General features: G+C 33.8%; 5 protein-coding genes and 1 CRISPR repeat array. Of the genes, 2 read left to right on the top strand and 3 right to left on the bottom strand.

Annotated elements, in window-relative coordinates:
* Positions 1–12 precede the first annotated feature (12 nt).
* Positions 13–1,194: a hypothetical protein gene (locus D0T56_RS15480; protein ID WP_221412365.1), complete on the top strand. Its 1,182-nt coding sequence runs from the start codon at positions 13–15 to the stop codon at positions 1,192–1,194.
* 5,725 nt (positions 1,195–6,919) lie between these two features.
* Positions 6,920–9,736: direct repeats of the CRISPR family, unit length 47 nt; unit sequence GTTGTGATAAGCTTTCAATTTTGTATCTTAGTTCATTGAAATACAGT.
* Positions 9,737–9,845: 109 nt separating this feature from the next.
* On the opposite strand, the gene cas2 is transcribed toward D0T56_RS15480, so the two are convergent.
* From cas2 to cas9, 3 genes are read right to left on the bottom strand one after another with little or no spacing between them, the layout of a single operon-like run.
* Positions 9,846–10,151, bottom strand: coding sequence for a CRISPR-associated endonuclease Cas2 (gene cas2, locus D0T56_RS15485; protein WP_163321078.1), 306 nt, complete (start codon positions 10,149–10,151; stop codon positions 9,846–9,848).
* A gap of 42 nt (positions 10,152–10,193) precedes the next feature.
* On the bottom strand, positions 10,194–11,132 hold the full coding sequence (cas1, locus tag D0T56_RS15490) for a type II CRISPR-associated endonuclease Cas1 (protein WP_163321079.1): 939 nt from the start codon (positions 11,130–11,132) through the stop codon (positions 10,194–10,196).
* Positions 11,129–15,586 (bottom strand): type II CRISPR RNA-guided endonuclease Cas9, encoded by a 4,458-nt coding sequence (cas9, locus tag D0T56_RS15495; protein ID WP_163321080.1) that lies wholly within the window; start codon positions 15,584–15,586, stop codon positions 11,129–11,131. Before cas9 ends, cas1 begins: the two co-directional genes overlap by 4 nt.
* Before the next feature lie 489 nt (positions 15,587–16,075).
* On the opposite strand from cas9, the gene D0T56_RS15500 reads away from it, so the two are divergent.
* A complete protein-coding gene (locus D0T56_RS15500) occupies positions 16,076–16,534 on the top strand; it encodes a DUF4251 domain-containing protein (RefSeq protein ID WP_163321081.1) in 459 nt (152 codons plus the stop codon).
* Positions 16,535–16,726 lie beyond the last annotated feature (192 nt).

A 16,726-nucleotide genomic window follows, 5' to 3' on the forward strand; every position in this document is an offset into this window, starting at 1 on the left:
GAATACATGCAAGTGAAATTTATATGCTTTCTCCTCTTGTTGGTGAGTATTGGTGTTAATGCACAGTCTGATGAATATGTTTCAGAGGGGAACAATGCCTATGCTACAGGAAGGTACAGTGTTGCCACAAAAAAATATCGTGCAGCTCTTGTCATCATGGATAAAGAAAATGTGGGCAAAGGAGCAGCAAAACGACTGAATGTTGAAAAAAAAATCTATAAATCGGAAGAGGCAGAGAAACTGTATAATAGGGCTGAGGCTAAATTTAAAATAGGATCAGAAACAGGTTACAAGGAGGCGCAGTCGCTTTTTAAGAAGCTTGTCAGTCAAAATAAGACAGATGTTATTGCTCAGCGGAGAATAAGAGATTGCTCTGATAAATTGGAGGGAATATCAGTACGAAGAGAGAAAGAACAGGAAGCTAGAAAAGCAGAAAACGAAATGTGGGAAAAAGTATTATCCCAAAAAAGCAAAGAGGCATACGAAAATTACCTAGCGCAATATCCGGAAGGTATCTATGTGAAAACAGCAAAACAAGAAGTGGATAGCATAGATGAAGAAGCTTTGTGGCAACGTACCATTAGTGACGATTCCCTTGAGCAATACATCGCATATTTGTCTTCTTCCAAATTGCAAAAATATAAAATGCAGGCTGATCAGATAATATGTCGCAAAAGAGATGACATATATTGGAAAAAGATATCGGAAAGTGGCGATATGAAAGCAGTACAGGAGTATACAACCTCCGTTTCTGAGACGGACTGTAAACAATATATTGGCGAAGGCATATTAATGATACGTCAAGTGAGGTATAAGAAATATTATGATTTGAGTAAGCTTCACTATGAAAAAAAGAACTACAAAAGTGCAATAGCACAATATGATGAAATAAAAAAATATGTACCATTGTTGAAAGATGCGGAGGTAATCTATAAAGACTGTCAGGCAGAAATAAAGTATGACAAGATAAAAAAGTCGAAAAACGAGAAAGATTGGCTTAGCTTTGTAGAACAATATCCGGAAAGTAGACATTATGCCGAGATGGCCGACAAATTGGCGTTGACATATGCTGATCGATTAAATAAATCTTCTACACAATCGGACTATGACAGAATAATGAATTTGGCAACTGACTCTAAAGTGAAAAAGAAGGTTGAAGAAAAGATTGCGAAAAACAAAAAAAAGAAAAAGTAAGTCTCTTTTTGGAGTGCCAATTTGCACTGTATACGCTGTGTTGTGATAAGCTTTCAATTTTGTATCTTAGTTCATTGAAATACAGTCCCCTTTACAATTTCATAAACTCTTCTTGGTTGTGATAAGCTTTCAATTTTGTATCTTAGTTCATTGAAATACAGTACCTTTCAGCTCTGAGGTCTGTAATCTTGAGTTGTGATAAGCTTTCAATTTTGTATCTTAGTTCATTGAAATACAGTATAGATATGGCAACCAAAGCAAAGCAGTTGGTTGTGATAAGCTTTCAATTTTGTATCTTAGTTCATTGAAATACAGTGCGATAAAAGAGGCTACAATACGCATACGGGTTGTGATAAGCTTTCAATTTTGTATCTTAGTTCATTGAAATACAGTTGTATTTCGATTCCATTTTTACACTTATATGTTGTGATAAGCTTTCAATTTTGTATCTTAGTTCATTGAAATACAGTTATAAACGCCTCTTAAAAATAGCCCGCGACGTTGTGATAAGCTTTCAATTTTGTATCTTAGTTCATTGAAATACAGTAAAAACCTCATGGATTCTTTAGCGGCGAGTGTTGTGATAAGCTTTCAATTTTGTATCTTAGTTCATTGAAATACAGTGTAATTCCTTAAATCGCGCTTAAAGACTGCGTTGTGATAAGCTTTCAATTTTGTATCTTAGTTCATTGAAATACAGTTCGCGGAGAACTTGCACAAGATTGCGATGTGTTGTGATAAGCTTTCAATTTTGTATCTTAGTTCATTGAAATACAGTAGAAATTTTGAAATTTATTATAAAAATAATGTTGTGATAAGCTTTCAATTTTGTATCTTAGTTCATTGAAATACAGTTCAATCCAGTTAATGCACATTCTTGTGCCTGTTGTGATAAGCTTTCAATTTTGTATCTTAGTTCATTGAAATACAGTCGGGCACGACCAAACGTCGCAAGTTCCGCCGTTGTGATAAGCTTTCAATTTTGTATCTTAGTTCATTGAAATACAGTGATTAGCAGCCTAATGATGGAGGAGGTCATGTTGTGATAAGCTTTCAATTTTGTATCTTAGTTCATTGAAATACAGTATAAAAGAGGTAGCGCCCTTTCCAATCGGAGTTGTGATAAGCTTTCAATTTTGTATCTTAGTTCATTGAAATACAGTAACTCATTATGAAAGTGATGGCTGATCCTGGTTGTGATAAGCTTTCAATTTTGTATCTTAGTTCATTGAAATACAGTTTCTTTAAAATTCTGTATAACATCAGCATAGTTGTGATAAGCTTTCAATTTTGTATCTTAGTTCATTGAAATACAGTGAAACTGATAGAATTGGAGGATTGGAGTCTGTTGTGATAAGCTTTCAATTTTGTATCTTAGTTCATTGAAATACAGTTGAGAATCAAAATATGGTGTTTTTTCAAATGTTGTGATAAGCTTTCAATTTTGTATCTTAGTTCATTGAAATACAGTTTGTTGACATTGGAGTATGCTCCCCTACTGGTTGTGATAAGCTTTCAATTTTGTATCTTAGTTCATTGAAATACAGTAATCAAGATTTCAACTATAATACACTATCAGTTGTGATAAGCTTTCAATTTTGTATCTTAGTTCATTGAAATACAGTAATTAACAATCATGCGGTGCGTTCATTGTCGTTGTGATAAGCTTTCAATTTTGTATCTTAGTTCATTGAAATACAGTCGTCCTCGATAGTGTCCTTTATCCTATCTTGTTGTGATAAGCTTTCAATTTTGTATCTTAGTTCATTGAAATACAGTGCATTAAACTCACAAGGTAATGGCTAAGAGTTGTGATAAGCTTTCAATTTTGTATCTTAGTTCATTGAAATACAGTTTTAGGCACTTGGGGTGGTTATGCCATACAGTTGTGATAAGCTTTCAATTTTGTATCTTAGTTCATTGAAATACAGTAATAACATAAAGTTATTAGTCCAAACATCTGTTGTGATAAGCTTTCAATTTTGTATCTTAGTTCATTGAAATACAGTAACTTCGTAGATTTTCAGGAATAAAACCAAGTTGTGATAAGCTTTCAATTTTGTATCTTAGTTCATTGAAATACAGTTTCAATAATAACATCTTTGTTAAATTCCAGTTGTGATAAGCTTTCAATTTTGTATCTTAGTTCATTGAAATACAGTAACTTGAAAATTTTGAATTTAATAAATTAAGTTGTGATAAGCTTTCAATTTTGTATCTTAGTTCATTGAAATACAGTTGCAATATTTTGTTTGTTGAAGGTTGAAACGTTGTGATAAGCTTTCAATTTTGTATCTTAGTTCATTGAAATACAGTTATCTTGGATAGTCCATTATATCTATCTTCGTTGTGATAAGCTTTCAATTTTGTATCTTAGTTCATTGAAATACAGTAGTTCCCAGTCAAACTTCCGGTTACCGCCTGTTGTGATAAGCTTTCAATTTTGTATCTTAGTTCATTGAAATACAGTTGGTACCGTCCAATTTCGCTGTAACTTGCAGTTGTGATAAGCTTTCAATTTTGTATCTTAGTTCATTGAAATACAGTAATAACTATCATCATTATTGATAACATAGTGTTGTGATAAGCTTTCAATTTTGTATCTTAGTTCATTGAAATACAGTTCTACTGTTGTTATCGGTGACACAGAAGGTGTTGTGATAAGCTTTCAATTTTGTATCTTAGTTCATTGAAATACAGTTACCTGCAAATTTACCATCTGCATCAATATGTTGTGATAAGCTTTCAATTTTGTATCTTAGTTCATTGAAATACAGTTAAAGATATAAAGTGGGTGAATAACCCACTGTTGTGATAAGCTTTCAATTTTGTATCTTAGTTCATTGAAATACAGTCCAATAAACATTATTCCAATCACTAAACTGTTGTGATAAGCTTTCAATTTTGTATCTTAGTTCATTGAAATACAGTCGTTTAACACTTATTAACTGCATACGTCCGGTTGTGATAAGCTTTCAATTTTGTATCTTAGTTCATTGAAATACAGTCTATGGATTCATCCAAAGCTGATGGATTTGGTTGTGATAAGCTTTCAATTTTGTATCTTAGTTCATTGAAATACAGTATAAATTGCGTTGATTGTATGCCATATCCGGTTGTGATAAGCTTTCAATTTTGTATCTTAGTTCATTGAAATACAGTATAGAATCTTCACAGCAAGCGATAATTGAGTTGTGATAAGCTTTCAATTTTGTATCTTAGTTCATTGAAATACAGTAACACTTGTAGATTTACCTCAGGTAGTCGCGTTGTGATAAGCTTTCAATTTTGTATCTTAGTTCATTGAAATACAGTTACATGGTATTGGTTTGATGAAGGTGTGTTGTTGTGATAAGCTTTCAATTTTGTATCTTAGTTCATTGAAATACAGTTCTGGGCGAACTTTAAGATACCTCCATTAGTTGTGATAAGCTTTCAATTTTGTATCTTAGTTCATTGAAATACAGTAATTCTTTATATTTGATAAGTTTAGATTCCGTTGTGATAAGCTTTCAATTTTGTATCTTAGTTCATTGAAATACAGTGTGCACCCCCTTTGTTTGTATTTGATATAGTTGTGATAAGCTTTCAATTTTGTATCTTAGTTCATTGAAATACAGTGTAATCCAAAATTTAATGAATTTAAAATAGGTTGTGATAAGCTTTCAATTTTGTATCTTAGTTCATTGAAATACAGTCTAATTGCAAATTCTTATATTGTGTTTTTAGTTGTGATAAGCTTTCAATTTTGTATCTTAGTTCATTGAAATACAGTAAACCTTTGTCAACAAAACCTTGACCAGCAGTTGTGATAAGCTTTCAATTTTGTATCTTAGTTCATTGAAATACAGTAACAGTACTGGGGATTACACCTTGATATCTGTTGTGATAAGCTTTCAATTTTGTATCTTAGTTCATTGAAATACAGTGGCGTACGGAAGATATATGGATAGCTAATGGTTGTGATAAGCTTTCAATTTTGTATCTTAGTTCATTGAAATACAGTTTGAATATGATGAGCCAACAGCGAATATTTGTTGTGATAAGCTTTCAATTTTGTATCTTAGTTCATTGAAATACAGTACAGAGGGTGATCTAAGCACATATGATCTGTTGTGATAAGCTTTCAATTTTGTATCTTAGTTCATTGAAATACAGTTTATGTTCAATGAAGCCAAAGAAAGAATCTGTTGTGATAAGCTTTCAATTTTGTATCTTAGTTCATTGAAATACAGTTTGAATATGATGAGCCAACAGCGAATATTTGTTGTGATAAGCTTTCAATTTTGTATCTTAGTTCATTGAAATACAGTACAGAGGGTGATCTAAGCACATATGATCTGTTGTGATAAGCTTTCAATTTTGTATCTTAGTTCATTGAAATACAGTTTATGTTCAATGAAGCCAAAGAAAGAATCTGTTGTGATAAGCTTTCAATTTTGTATCTTAGTTCATTGAAATACAGTTTGAATATGATGAGCCAACAGCGAATATTTGTTGTGATAAGCTTTCAATTTTGTATCTTAGTTCATTGAAATACAGTACAGAGGGTGATCTAAGCACATATGATCTGTTGTGATAAGCTTTCAATTTTGTATCTTAGTTCATTGAAATACAGTTTATGTTCAATGAAGCCAAAGAAAGAATCTGTTGTGATAAGCTTTCAATTTTGTATCTTAGTTCATTGAAATACAGTAATGATTGATGTATCAATGTGCCCAATTCCGTTGTGATAAGCTTTCAATTTTGTATCTTAGTTCATTGAAATACAGTTTACCTTGCGTTATCATTTTGTTTGATAATGTTGTGATAAGCTTTCAATTTTGTATCTTAGTTCATTGAAATACAGTAGTTTTCGTTCGGATTTGATTACGTATGGTGTTGTGATAAGCTTTCAATTTTGTATCTTAGTTCATTGAAATACAGTGTATAATGAAGCAGCTCGCAAGGAAAATCTGTTGTGATAAGCTTTCAATTTTGTATCTTAGTTCATTGAAATACAGTTATATTTGTAATGTAATCAATGAGAGATTGTTGTGATAAGCTTTCAATTTTGTATCTTAGTTCATTGAAATACAGTCTGAAAGACTGGATATACGCTTCATCCTTCGTTGTGATAAGCTTTCAATTTTGTATCTTAGTTCATTGAAATACAGTAGATATGACTATAATAATGGCAAATGGTATGTTGTGATAAGCTTTCAATTTTGTATCTTAGTTCATTGAAATACAGTCAAATGATTTACCTGAATGCGAATACAACTGTTGTGATAAGCTTTCAATTTTGTATCTTAGTTCATTGAAATACAGTTTTCCCGCCCAAATGAAACAGAGCGAATGTGTTGTGATAAGCTTTCAATTTTGTATCTTAGTTCATTGAAATACAGTGCAAAAGCTGATTCGACCATAACATTGACGGTTGTGATAAGCTTTCAATTTTGTATCTTAGTTCATTGAAATACAGTCGATAGGCTTTCAGGGTCTTGTTTCATAAGTTGTGATAAGCTTTCAATTTTGTATCTTAGTTCATTGAAATACAGTAGTTATGGAACGAATAAAGAGCGATAATCCGTTGTGATAAGCTTTCAATTTTGTATCTTAGTTCATTGAAATACAGTTGTTGAACTGTGAGCCTCGCAACCCGTTGTGTTGTGATAAGCTTTCAATTTTGTATCTTAGTTCATTGAAATACAGTAATGATTGATGTATCAATGTGCCCAATTCCGTTGTGATAAGCTTTCAATTTTGTATCTTAGTTCATTGAAATACAGTATAAAGAGGAAGATTTAAATGAAGATGTTAGTTGTGATAAGCTTTCAATTTTGTATCTTAGTTCATTGAAATACAGTATACCCGAAATATTAAAGGGTGCAATCTGTGTTGTGATAAGCTTTCAATTTTGTATCTTAGTTCATTGAAATACAGTCATTTTCACTCAGCCATTTAACCGACTCTGGTTGTGATAAGCTTTCAATTTTGTATCTTAGTTCATTGAAATACAGTAATATTCACCGCTATTGCATACATTTTTGAGTTGTGATAAGCTTTCAATTTTGTATCTTAGTTCATTGAAATACAGTGGTTACGAGGCTATATCTAGCTCACTAGGTGTTGTGATAAGCTTTCAATTTTGTATCTTAGTTCATTGAAATACAGTGTTTTAATGATATTCGTTACATTAATTGTTGTTGTGATAAGCTTTCAATTTTGTATCTTAGTTCATTGAAATACAGTTCTTCCAATAGATAATAGATATCCATTACTGTTGTGATAAGCTTTCAATTTTGTATCTTAGTTCATTGAAATACAGTTACTTTTATGGTTTATCATAATTTTATATTGTTGTGATAAGCTTTCAATTTTGTATCTTAGTTCATTGAAATACAGTGCTCAATTTGAGCAAGTGTCCATGTTTTTGTTGTGATAAGCTTTCAATTTTGTATCTTAGTTCATTGAAATACAGTGAACTGGATAAAATAAAGCATATTGTATATGTTGTGATAAGCTTTCAATTTTGTATCTTAGTTCATTGAAATACAGTAAACAATAATGTAGGATATTGCAAAAAGAGTTGTGATAAGCTTTCAATTTTGTATCTTAGTTCATTGAAATACAGTGACTGAAAATTTATGCCACTAAACCATCTAGTTGTGATAAGCTTTCAATTTTGTATCTTAGTTCATTGAAATACAGTTGAACAGCGCCTATTGCCGTCGCTATTCCCGTTGTGATAAGCTTTCAATTTTGTATCTTAGTTCATTGAAATACAGTCCAATAATACCGGCTTAATCCACTCACGAAGTTGTGATAAGCTTTCAATTTTGTATCTTAGTTCATTGAAATACAGTCCATATTCCAGAGCAAGCGATGTAAGGCTTGTTGTGATAAGCTTTCAATTTTGTATCTTAGTTCATTGAAATACAGTAGACGGTAATATTCATCTGAATTGTCTATTGTTGTGATAAGCTTTCAATTTTGTATCTTAGTTCATTGAAATACAGTGGGATAGATGGAAGAACACATACACGCTTGGTTGTGATAAGCTTTCAATTTTGTATCTTAGTTCATTGAAATACAGTAAATTGATAGCCAATGCTACTCCTATTACTGTTGTGATAAGCTTTCAATTTTGTATCTTAGTTCATTGAAATACAGTATTTCGTTTGCATCCAACCGACCCATCAGGGTTGTGATAAGCTTTCAATTTTGTATCTTAGTTCATTGAAATACAGTGTCAAGTATTTGGACCTGATTATGATGTTTGTTGTGATAAGCTTTCAATTTTGTATCTTAGTTCATTGAAATACAGTATAATGCTACTAAAGGCTATTAATGACCCTGTTGTGATAAGCTTTCAATTTTGTATCTTAGTTCATTGAAATACAGTATAGCCTTTAAAATATCATCCTTGTTTTCAGTTGTGATAAGCTTTCAATTTTGTATCTTAGTTCATTGAAATACAGTAAAATATCGGAATAAACGTCATAGGTTCGCGTTGTGATAAGCTTTCAATTTTGTATCTTAGTTCATTGAAATACAGTGATGTAGCCAGAAGATTAGACACTTGGGATGTTGTGATAAGCTTTCAATTTTGTATCTTAGTTCATTGAAATACAGTCCTTGAACTGCTCCAACTGCTCATCCAAAGGTTGTGATAAGCTTTCAATTTTGTATCTTAGTTCATTGAAATACAGTATTCTCCATTTTCTAACTTAATTGTTTCATGTTGTGATAAGCTTTCAATTTTGTATCTTAGTTCATTGAAATACAGTAAGGTGATCTGTATGTTCCTGGTTTAAAGTGTTGTGATAAGCTTTCAATTTTGTATCTTAGTTCATTGAAATACAGTAGCGTTAGTAGAAGAAAAAGGCTTACACTCGTTGTGATAAGCTTTCAATTTTGTATCTTAGTTCATTGAAATACAGTTACCCTTTTCGATAACCGATAGCGCCTCTTGTTGTGATAAGCTTTCAATTTTGTATCTTAGTTCATTGAAATACAGTATAGCCTTTAAAATATCATCCTTGTTTTCAGTTGTGATAAGCTTTCAATTTTGTATCTTAGTTCATTGAAATACAGTGCTCTGGGGCAAGAAAGGAAATAGCCTCCTGTTGTGATAAGCTTTCAATTTTGTATCTTAGTTCATTGAAATACAGTGTTACTCAGATGTGTAATGATAGGTCTGCCGTTGTGATAAGCTTTCAATTTTGTATCTTAGTTCATTGAAATACAGTCTCCCGAATACGCAAAGTCGAAAGGAGTTGGTTGTGATAAGCTTTCAATTTTGTATCTTAGTTCATTGAAATACAGTACCATTGTTTTAGAAATATTATCTCCTGATGTTGTGATAAGCTTTCAATTTTGTATCTTAGTTCATTGAAATACAGTTGGGGCTTGCACTTTGTCAGCATCATAAGGGTTGTGATAAGCTTTCAATTTTGTATCTTAGTTCATTGAAATACAGTGTAACCATGCCGGTAGTCGTATCCGAACAAGTTGTGATAAGCTTTCAATTTTGTATCTTAGTTCATTGAAATACAGTATAGGTGTATATAATATACTGATATTCAATAATTATCGCGACTCATTAGGATTTCAAAAAATGATGTATTTCAAATAAAAATCCCGATCAAGGTCGGGATTTCTTATTCTTAAAAAAGTTCTAGTTGTTGTCCTTCCGTTTTCTTGGCTTCTGCACTTTTTCCATAAAATAATTCCATCATCCCGAATTGTTTATCTGTTATACACATTATTCCGACATGCCCTTTTTCGGGTAGAAATTTTTTAACCCGTTTGATATGAACATTTGCGTTTTCCATACTCATGCAATGACGAAGATAGATTGAAAACTGAAACATCGTGAACCCATCCTTTTGCAGATTTTTACGAAAATTGGCATAGACCTTCCGGTCCTTTTTTGTTTCGGTAGGAAGATCGAACAGTACTAAAACCCACATAATTCGATATTGATTTAATCTGTCCTGTTTCATAACAAAATGTTACAATACAAATTCAGGATATTTTATTTTCCGCAATTTACCTTCAAAACACTGTGCTAATGAAGATGTTGTCTGGCTGACTGCAACCATCAAAGGACTTTTCCTCCCATTAATCATTACATCGACAGTTGGTATCTGCAATAATTGCGTTTTTATGGATTGCGATAACTCTTCAAAGTTTTCACCGTTATCCACAATAGAAAATACAACAGCATCAACGAAAGGGCGATAAGGCTCCATAATATCGTCTGCTAAACAATAAGCATTATAACGATTGTGATGGTGTATCCCTAATGTTGGCAACAAGCCGCTCGAAACAAGCGAACGTGCTACTATAGCACGAAGAATGGCATAACCATAATTCAACAGATTATTAGGAGGAAGTTCTTCTCTACCTCTCAGAAAATTATTGATTTGAGGAAAAGCTTCTTTCCAATAGTAGGCTGCAGCACGAGCTTCGTAATTGTCCGGATCTCCGCTCTTTACATCACTTGCCCAATACTCCATATTGCGAATGTTGCATAAACGAAATTTTCTCAAAACATTAGCCTGATTTTTTATTTTAGCTTTGATAGTTTGTTGCCAAAGATTCTTTTTTAAAGGATCAGTGGCCTGAATCTGTGCCGCAAATTTTTCAGTCTGAGTTTTATTACCACATAAAGAAAGCATCAGTCCAACGGGCATACGGTTACTATTGCAGGTGATAAGAGCAGTATTATTCTCCAACAGCAATTCTATCAGGCCATGAGTCAAGGTGATTTGCTTATGGTCGAGGACAACAATCCCTAAATCCTCGATAGGGAAAGTTGCCTCACTATCCTTTTTGAATTTTTCGGGCAATGTGTCGTTTTTCTCAACCTCTGGTAGCCTTACCACCAGCTGGTTGTTTCGCATACTCAAATATGCCGGATTGCCAAAATAGAGTGTTTTTTTAATCATGGCAGTAAAGGTTTAATATTTCCTAGCCGATCAATGTTGAGCTTAATGCATACATCTTTTATCATTTCACCCGTAATGCATCTTTCCATTTTGTTTAAAGAGGAAAATTCAACTTTATTGACTATTGAAATTGCAACATTTTGAAGAATAAAGAAGCACTGATTTCCAGTGGAACTCACCATCTTATATATTCTGTCTATCTTAATATCCTCTGAAGGGAACTTACTTCCACTAATCAACTCCTCTTCCGTAGGTACATAAACCAAATCGTTTGGAGATAAATGAAACAGCAATTCATGTCCTTTGTCATTCCTTTCAGGAACAGCAATCAGACCTTGTTTCAGTCGTTCTACTACAACATTTAATGCAATAGTTTCAAACGAACGGTTGCCTTTATCGTCTGCATAGATGGCAAAGAACAGGTTTGTTCCTTTTGCTGCCTCAACATATTTTGCCTTCTTATTTCCTGTATATCCTACCTGAAACTTATTTCCGATTGTTTCATACATGCGTATCTTTCGGATTGGCTGATGTGGTTTGCCATCGTTGAAAGCAGCTATATTTTGATTCATTTCCTCGATACCTTCCGGCGAGAAGGCCAGTTCGGGTTTATTATCTTTCGCTGCTAAATAATTCAACAGAATTTTTCGTATTCCACTATCTGTTACAGATTCTTTTATGACCTTTTCGGTGAAAGATGTATCCAACGATTTTCGTACAGCAGCATTCTCTGTTTCGTAATAATAAACTTCCACTTTGGAAATATCCGTTTTTTCATAGAGATATTTTCTGTCTTTAAAGTATTTGTTGATCTTATCAGGGTCAAACTTTCCGTATGCTGCACTGATTTTCCGAATTTCATTTCTAAATTCTTTATTGACAATGCTTTCTACGTTTTTTAATGCCTCAATCAGTCTTACTTTCTTTATTTTCTGCAACGAAACTTTGGCAAATACCGTATCCTTGTGCAGAGGTTTACGGATTGCCCAACTGTCGCCCTTTATTTGCGATTTCAATACCTTTTTTCCGTTTTCGTAAGCCTGATGTTTGTTGGTGGTTTTGTTTATTACCCGCAGGTTTTGCTTGAAACTAACAACTATTTTCTCTAACTCTTTCCGGGCGTCAGTGGTGAAGTTATCCCATGGCTTTAAAAATGCTTTGGGTATTTCGCGCTCTACTTGTTTGCCGGCTTTTTTATCGAAATATGAAACCTTCTCAAATAGCCTCAGTTTTCGCTGTAAATCGTATCTTTTCACATCAGATTTAGCGGACTGATTATTCAGCAGATTCACATGATTTTTTGTAACACAGGCAATAACCAAAGCATCCATTGCATGGTGACGGTGGTCGATACGTTTCTTTTGAAACCCTTTCGAGAATTCTAACGGAATAGTAGGCAAAAATTTCTGATATTGTTCATTCCATGCAGTAAATGCAGTACTATTGGTCAACTGGTTCATCCGTTCGAAGCGAGAGATAATCAGGCTGTTCCAAATAGCATCCAACCCCCAGTCTCGTTTCAATATAGAGGTGATGTTGCCGCTGCAAATCACTATATTAGCCTCCTGCTCGCCTTCTTCTCGAACAACATTCGATAATAATCCTTTCACGGTCTTACTAATATATCGTGTATCGTTCATTTGACGTTCGATAAATGATTCGGGAATATCCTCTAACAGAAGTTTAGTCCGTTTCGAACGGCTATTGGCATAATATTCCTTTACAAAACTCTGATAATCTTCTACCGAAAAGATCTCGACAGCTTGCCCTAATCCTAATTGAACTTTTTCGCCATGATGTTCTTTTATAAACTCTAAGCCTAGTTGGTTATCCTTCAACCGATTCACAGCGGCTTCACATATTACCTTATTGCTGAAACTATCGTCAAAATAGCGGCTTTGCGGAATAATATGTTCTATTTCGTATTCTGAGGTGAATAATTTGCCAAGCGGAATAAACTGTCCGGTATAAGGTGAACGATATTTTTGTTCCAGCCACAATTTATAACGTTGAAGTTCCGAACTTGTAGGTTGTGCTGTTTTGCTTATTTTCAGAATATCATCAGGAATTTCAATATCGGAATTGATAACACCATCTTCATAAATTTTCAATAGTTCTTGCTGTATGGGAGAATAGGGGCGAACATTATCTACATTCAATTTCCCATCCGTGTTTTCTTTCAACTCCATCAACAGAGCTTTGATGCGGATATTGGTGTTTTCGTTTTTCGTAATTTGCGAAGTCAGTTGTTCACGTTCTTTCGCAGTTTTCTTCATTTCACGTCCAAGCTCGATGTGAATTTCTGAAATGTCTCCGTATTTCTTCCAGACATCCCGTACCACCCTCAGTGTTTCGGTAACCACTTGCTCTACAATCGGATTGCGCAAAGAATGTTGTCTAAATTCCTTTAAATAATCGTCAATATCCTGTGGCGTTTTCCATAGAATAATGTCACTTGCTTCGGAATGGCGGTCGTAAACAACGTATTGAGCCAACCACAGTTGCAGGCCTTGAAAATCATTCTCGCATGTCAGGTTTATAGCTTTTTCTCGAACACGGTCTTTTATTTCTTCATCGTATTCTCCGGTGAGGATTTTCTCAATTCTACTTTTAGTTTTTACGTCTATGGCATCCCAATTCCAATATTTTCCCAAGCGCATCAATGGCAATAGCTTTTTAATAGCCTTTTCGGAGTATGTTCCATATTCGCTTTTAAATGGAGGAAACTTCTTGAAATTTTCCACAAAAGAATCTTCGTCTATTTTGTGCTTCTTTGCAAAAGAAGACAATGCCTGCTCATATTCCTTTTTGTCTGTTACCGAATAGATTATATGCCATAAGTTTTGTTCTGTTCCGGATGTTAAGAAATCAGCCGGAAGGCCTTCTACTTTTGCCAGCCGTGTTCTTATCTGTGTCCCTGTTTCGTTGCAAGGATAGGCTTTATCTTCTACGAAGTTCCAACGATGAGTTTTTTCTGTTAGTTTAAAATACTTCAATAGAGCTTTCTGGTCAATTTCTTTTCGGTTGTTCAAGAAATCGAAAAGATTTTCTAAATCCTCAATACTTGCAATAAATTGAGAAGTAACATCCGTATCATCATCTTTTCTGTATATTTTAAGGTTAAACAGCCATTGCCACAAACGAAATTCCTGATACAATGGATGAGATTTTGGTATGGCTTTCAGGTATTCTTTAACCTCGTTTTCGTCCTTGTCTTTATACTTCCGAAATTCTAAAGAACAGTTTGAAATAGATGATTTCTGACTCCTGAGAGGACGTTGATAGAAAATAATATCATTTACGAACAAGTGAACAAAATCTTTTTTGCTCAAGACAAATTGATGCGCTTCGTTGTTGCGATACAGATCCCTGACACAATCGTTGAGCAAATCTTCGGAAAACAGTTCGGGTTGTAACTCGATCTGCTTTTTCAGTATGGCAATAAGCTCATCTTTGTAAAACTTACGTTCGATGGTTCGCACCAGCTTACCACGTATTTTTTGATTTGGATTGGACAGAAGATTTTCGTAGATATACGTGCCAACTGTTTTTTGAGAATGTTCTATTTCTGCTTCGGTTTTCTTTTTCAGCAATGTCCAATCGTCATCACTTGGAGCCCGGAACGATCTGCTTTCATTTCCCTCCTTGTCAATTTTCACTGTACCATCATTGTTCAAGTTGGTAGTGACAATGAAATTTCTAACTTTATCTTTCCAATCAAACAACGGATTCTTGCTCGACCTACGATAAACCCAGCCATTTTCCAACTTCAGATAATACCATGTTTCGCCTTTGGCGTTAGGTTTTTCGTCTGCTTCAACCTCAACAATTTTCAGAGAGTGAAATTCTACCAATTTATTCGGATTTTCTTCCTCTTCTTCGCCTCTCAATTGATAATATCCGCGTTTTTGGTTGAAGTTCAGGATAATCCAGGCAAGTTCTTCTTTTTCTATTTTTTGAGTCAATGCCTTTTTCCGCAAATAATAAATTGTCCAGTCGTATGGAATTTTAGTTTCTTTTCCATTGGCTTTAATATAAAATAAGGACGGATTTTGCTGTTTAAAATCGGCTGCCATCTCTTCAAAAGATTCTTTGAAGATAAAATCGCAATTATTATAAGCTAGTTTAGGTTCGGTTTCATTTGCAAATTGCCCCAAACGTTTTTCAAAATCAATATGTTGCTCGTAATGTTCGGGCAGAAAACCGAGAACATGAAGAACTCGGTGCAACCGTTCTCGGCGCAATAAATGTCTTTCCCTCAGTCGTCTTATTCCTCGAAATCCTGTTCTTTCGGCTGTCTGTGAAATAGAATTTCCCTTGTCGAAATTACCCAAGACATCCTGACTCATCGGAATTATTCTACTACCCATACCTAGAATTTTATTGGCATCTCTGTCTATCAGTGCCCATCCGATACTATTTGTTCCTAAATCTAGTCCTAATATTTTTTTCATAATTGAATAATTTAACTATTAAAGGTAATCATTTTTAACAATTATGTATGTGTTTTTGAATAAAAAAATGTAATTTTGTAAAAATTGAAAGCTTATCACAATAAGGATTATTCCGTTGTGAAAACATTTAAGGTGGGAAGTAGTTCTCACCTTCTTTTTTTTGATGAAGTTATTATGGCCGGTCCGCTCTTTTAATATAAGATAAGGGCGAATGATGTCATTTCACACTAAAATACAACGACTTGTAGTTTCAGAAAATGGGATTGTTTTTATCCGAGATTTTAACGCGCAACCTATGCTGACCATCAATAACCTGCATCTTCCGTATCGTTTTTTTCCATTGACCGAATTATTGAAGACCAACATCAATTTTTTTGAATTTCTCGCTAGTTCTGATAAATGCAGTTATAGTAGCTTTTGTGATAGATTATGTAAACATGAACAGTTTTTGTTTGTTATAAATATAAACTCAAATTAATATTGAAGGTTATGAAAAAAGTATTATTTATTGGTATTATCATATCCATTATGCTGGCTGGATGCAAGAGTCAGCAGATGGAAGGCTCGGAACATATTCTGAAGAAAATTGACTCAAAAGATTATATCTTTAATGCTAATACAGCTTTGCCCAATGGATATCCTTCTGTACCTCTTAGTTATGGATATTCGCTCAAAGTTTCGGGCGATACAGTAAATGCATATCTGCCTTTCTACGGAAGGGCGTATACTGCGCCGATGGGGTCTGATGACGGTGGAATTAAATTTGTTACGACAGATGCTGTCTACACTTCGAATGAGAAGAAGAATGGTAGGGAAATAACTATTACAACAACAGAGCCAGGGCGGAAAATTACACTATATTTAACTGTACAAGAATCGGGGTACGCAACCCTCATCGTGAACGACCCTAACCGGGTACAGATTTCGTTTTACGGAAAAATAGAGTGAATTTGTTTTTTCTGGCCTGTAATTGCCAATATATCAAATATTTTAATGTAGAAACTATTGCTGTAACACTATAAGTAAGGGTGGCAATATTTATATGCGCTATATTCCAATTAGTTAGCCTTCATATAATATATTTTAATTTAAGTTGCTACTTAAAATTTTCTAATAAAAAAGGCCAATCCATTACTTTTG

Source organism: Dysgonomonas sp. 520 (assembly GCF_010501095.1).
Classification (GTDB): domain Bacteria; phylum Bacteroidota; class Bacteroidia; order Bacteroidales; family Dysgonomonadaceae; genus QVMP01.

Coding starts and splice junctions, on each gene's coding strand:
- cas2 (WP_163321078.1), bottom strand. CDS start 10,151: ATGTGGGTTTTAGTACTGTTCGATCTTCCTACCGAAACAAAAAAGGAC.
- cas1 (WP_163321079.1), bottom strand. CDS start 11,132: ATGATTAAAAAAACACTCTATTTTGGCAATCCGGCATATTTGAGTATG.
- cas9 (WP_163321080.1), bottom strand. CDS start 15,586: ATGAAAAAAATATTAGGACTAGATTTAGGAACAAATAGTATCGGATGG.
- D0T56_RS15500 (WP_163321081.1), top strand. CDS start 16,076: ATGAAAAAAGTATTATTTATTGGTATTATCATATCCATTATGCTGGCT.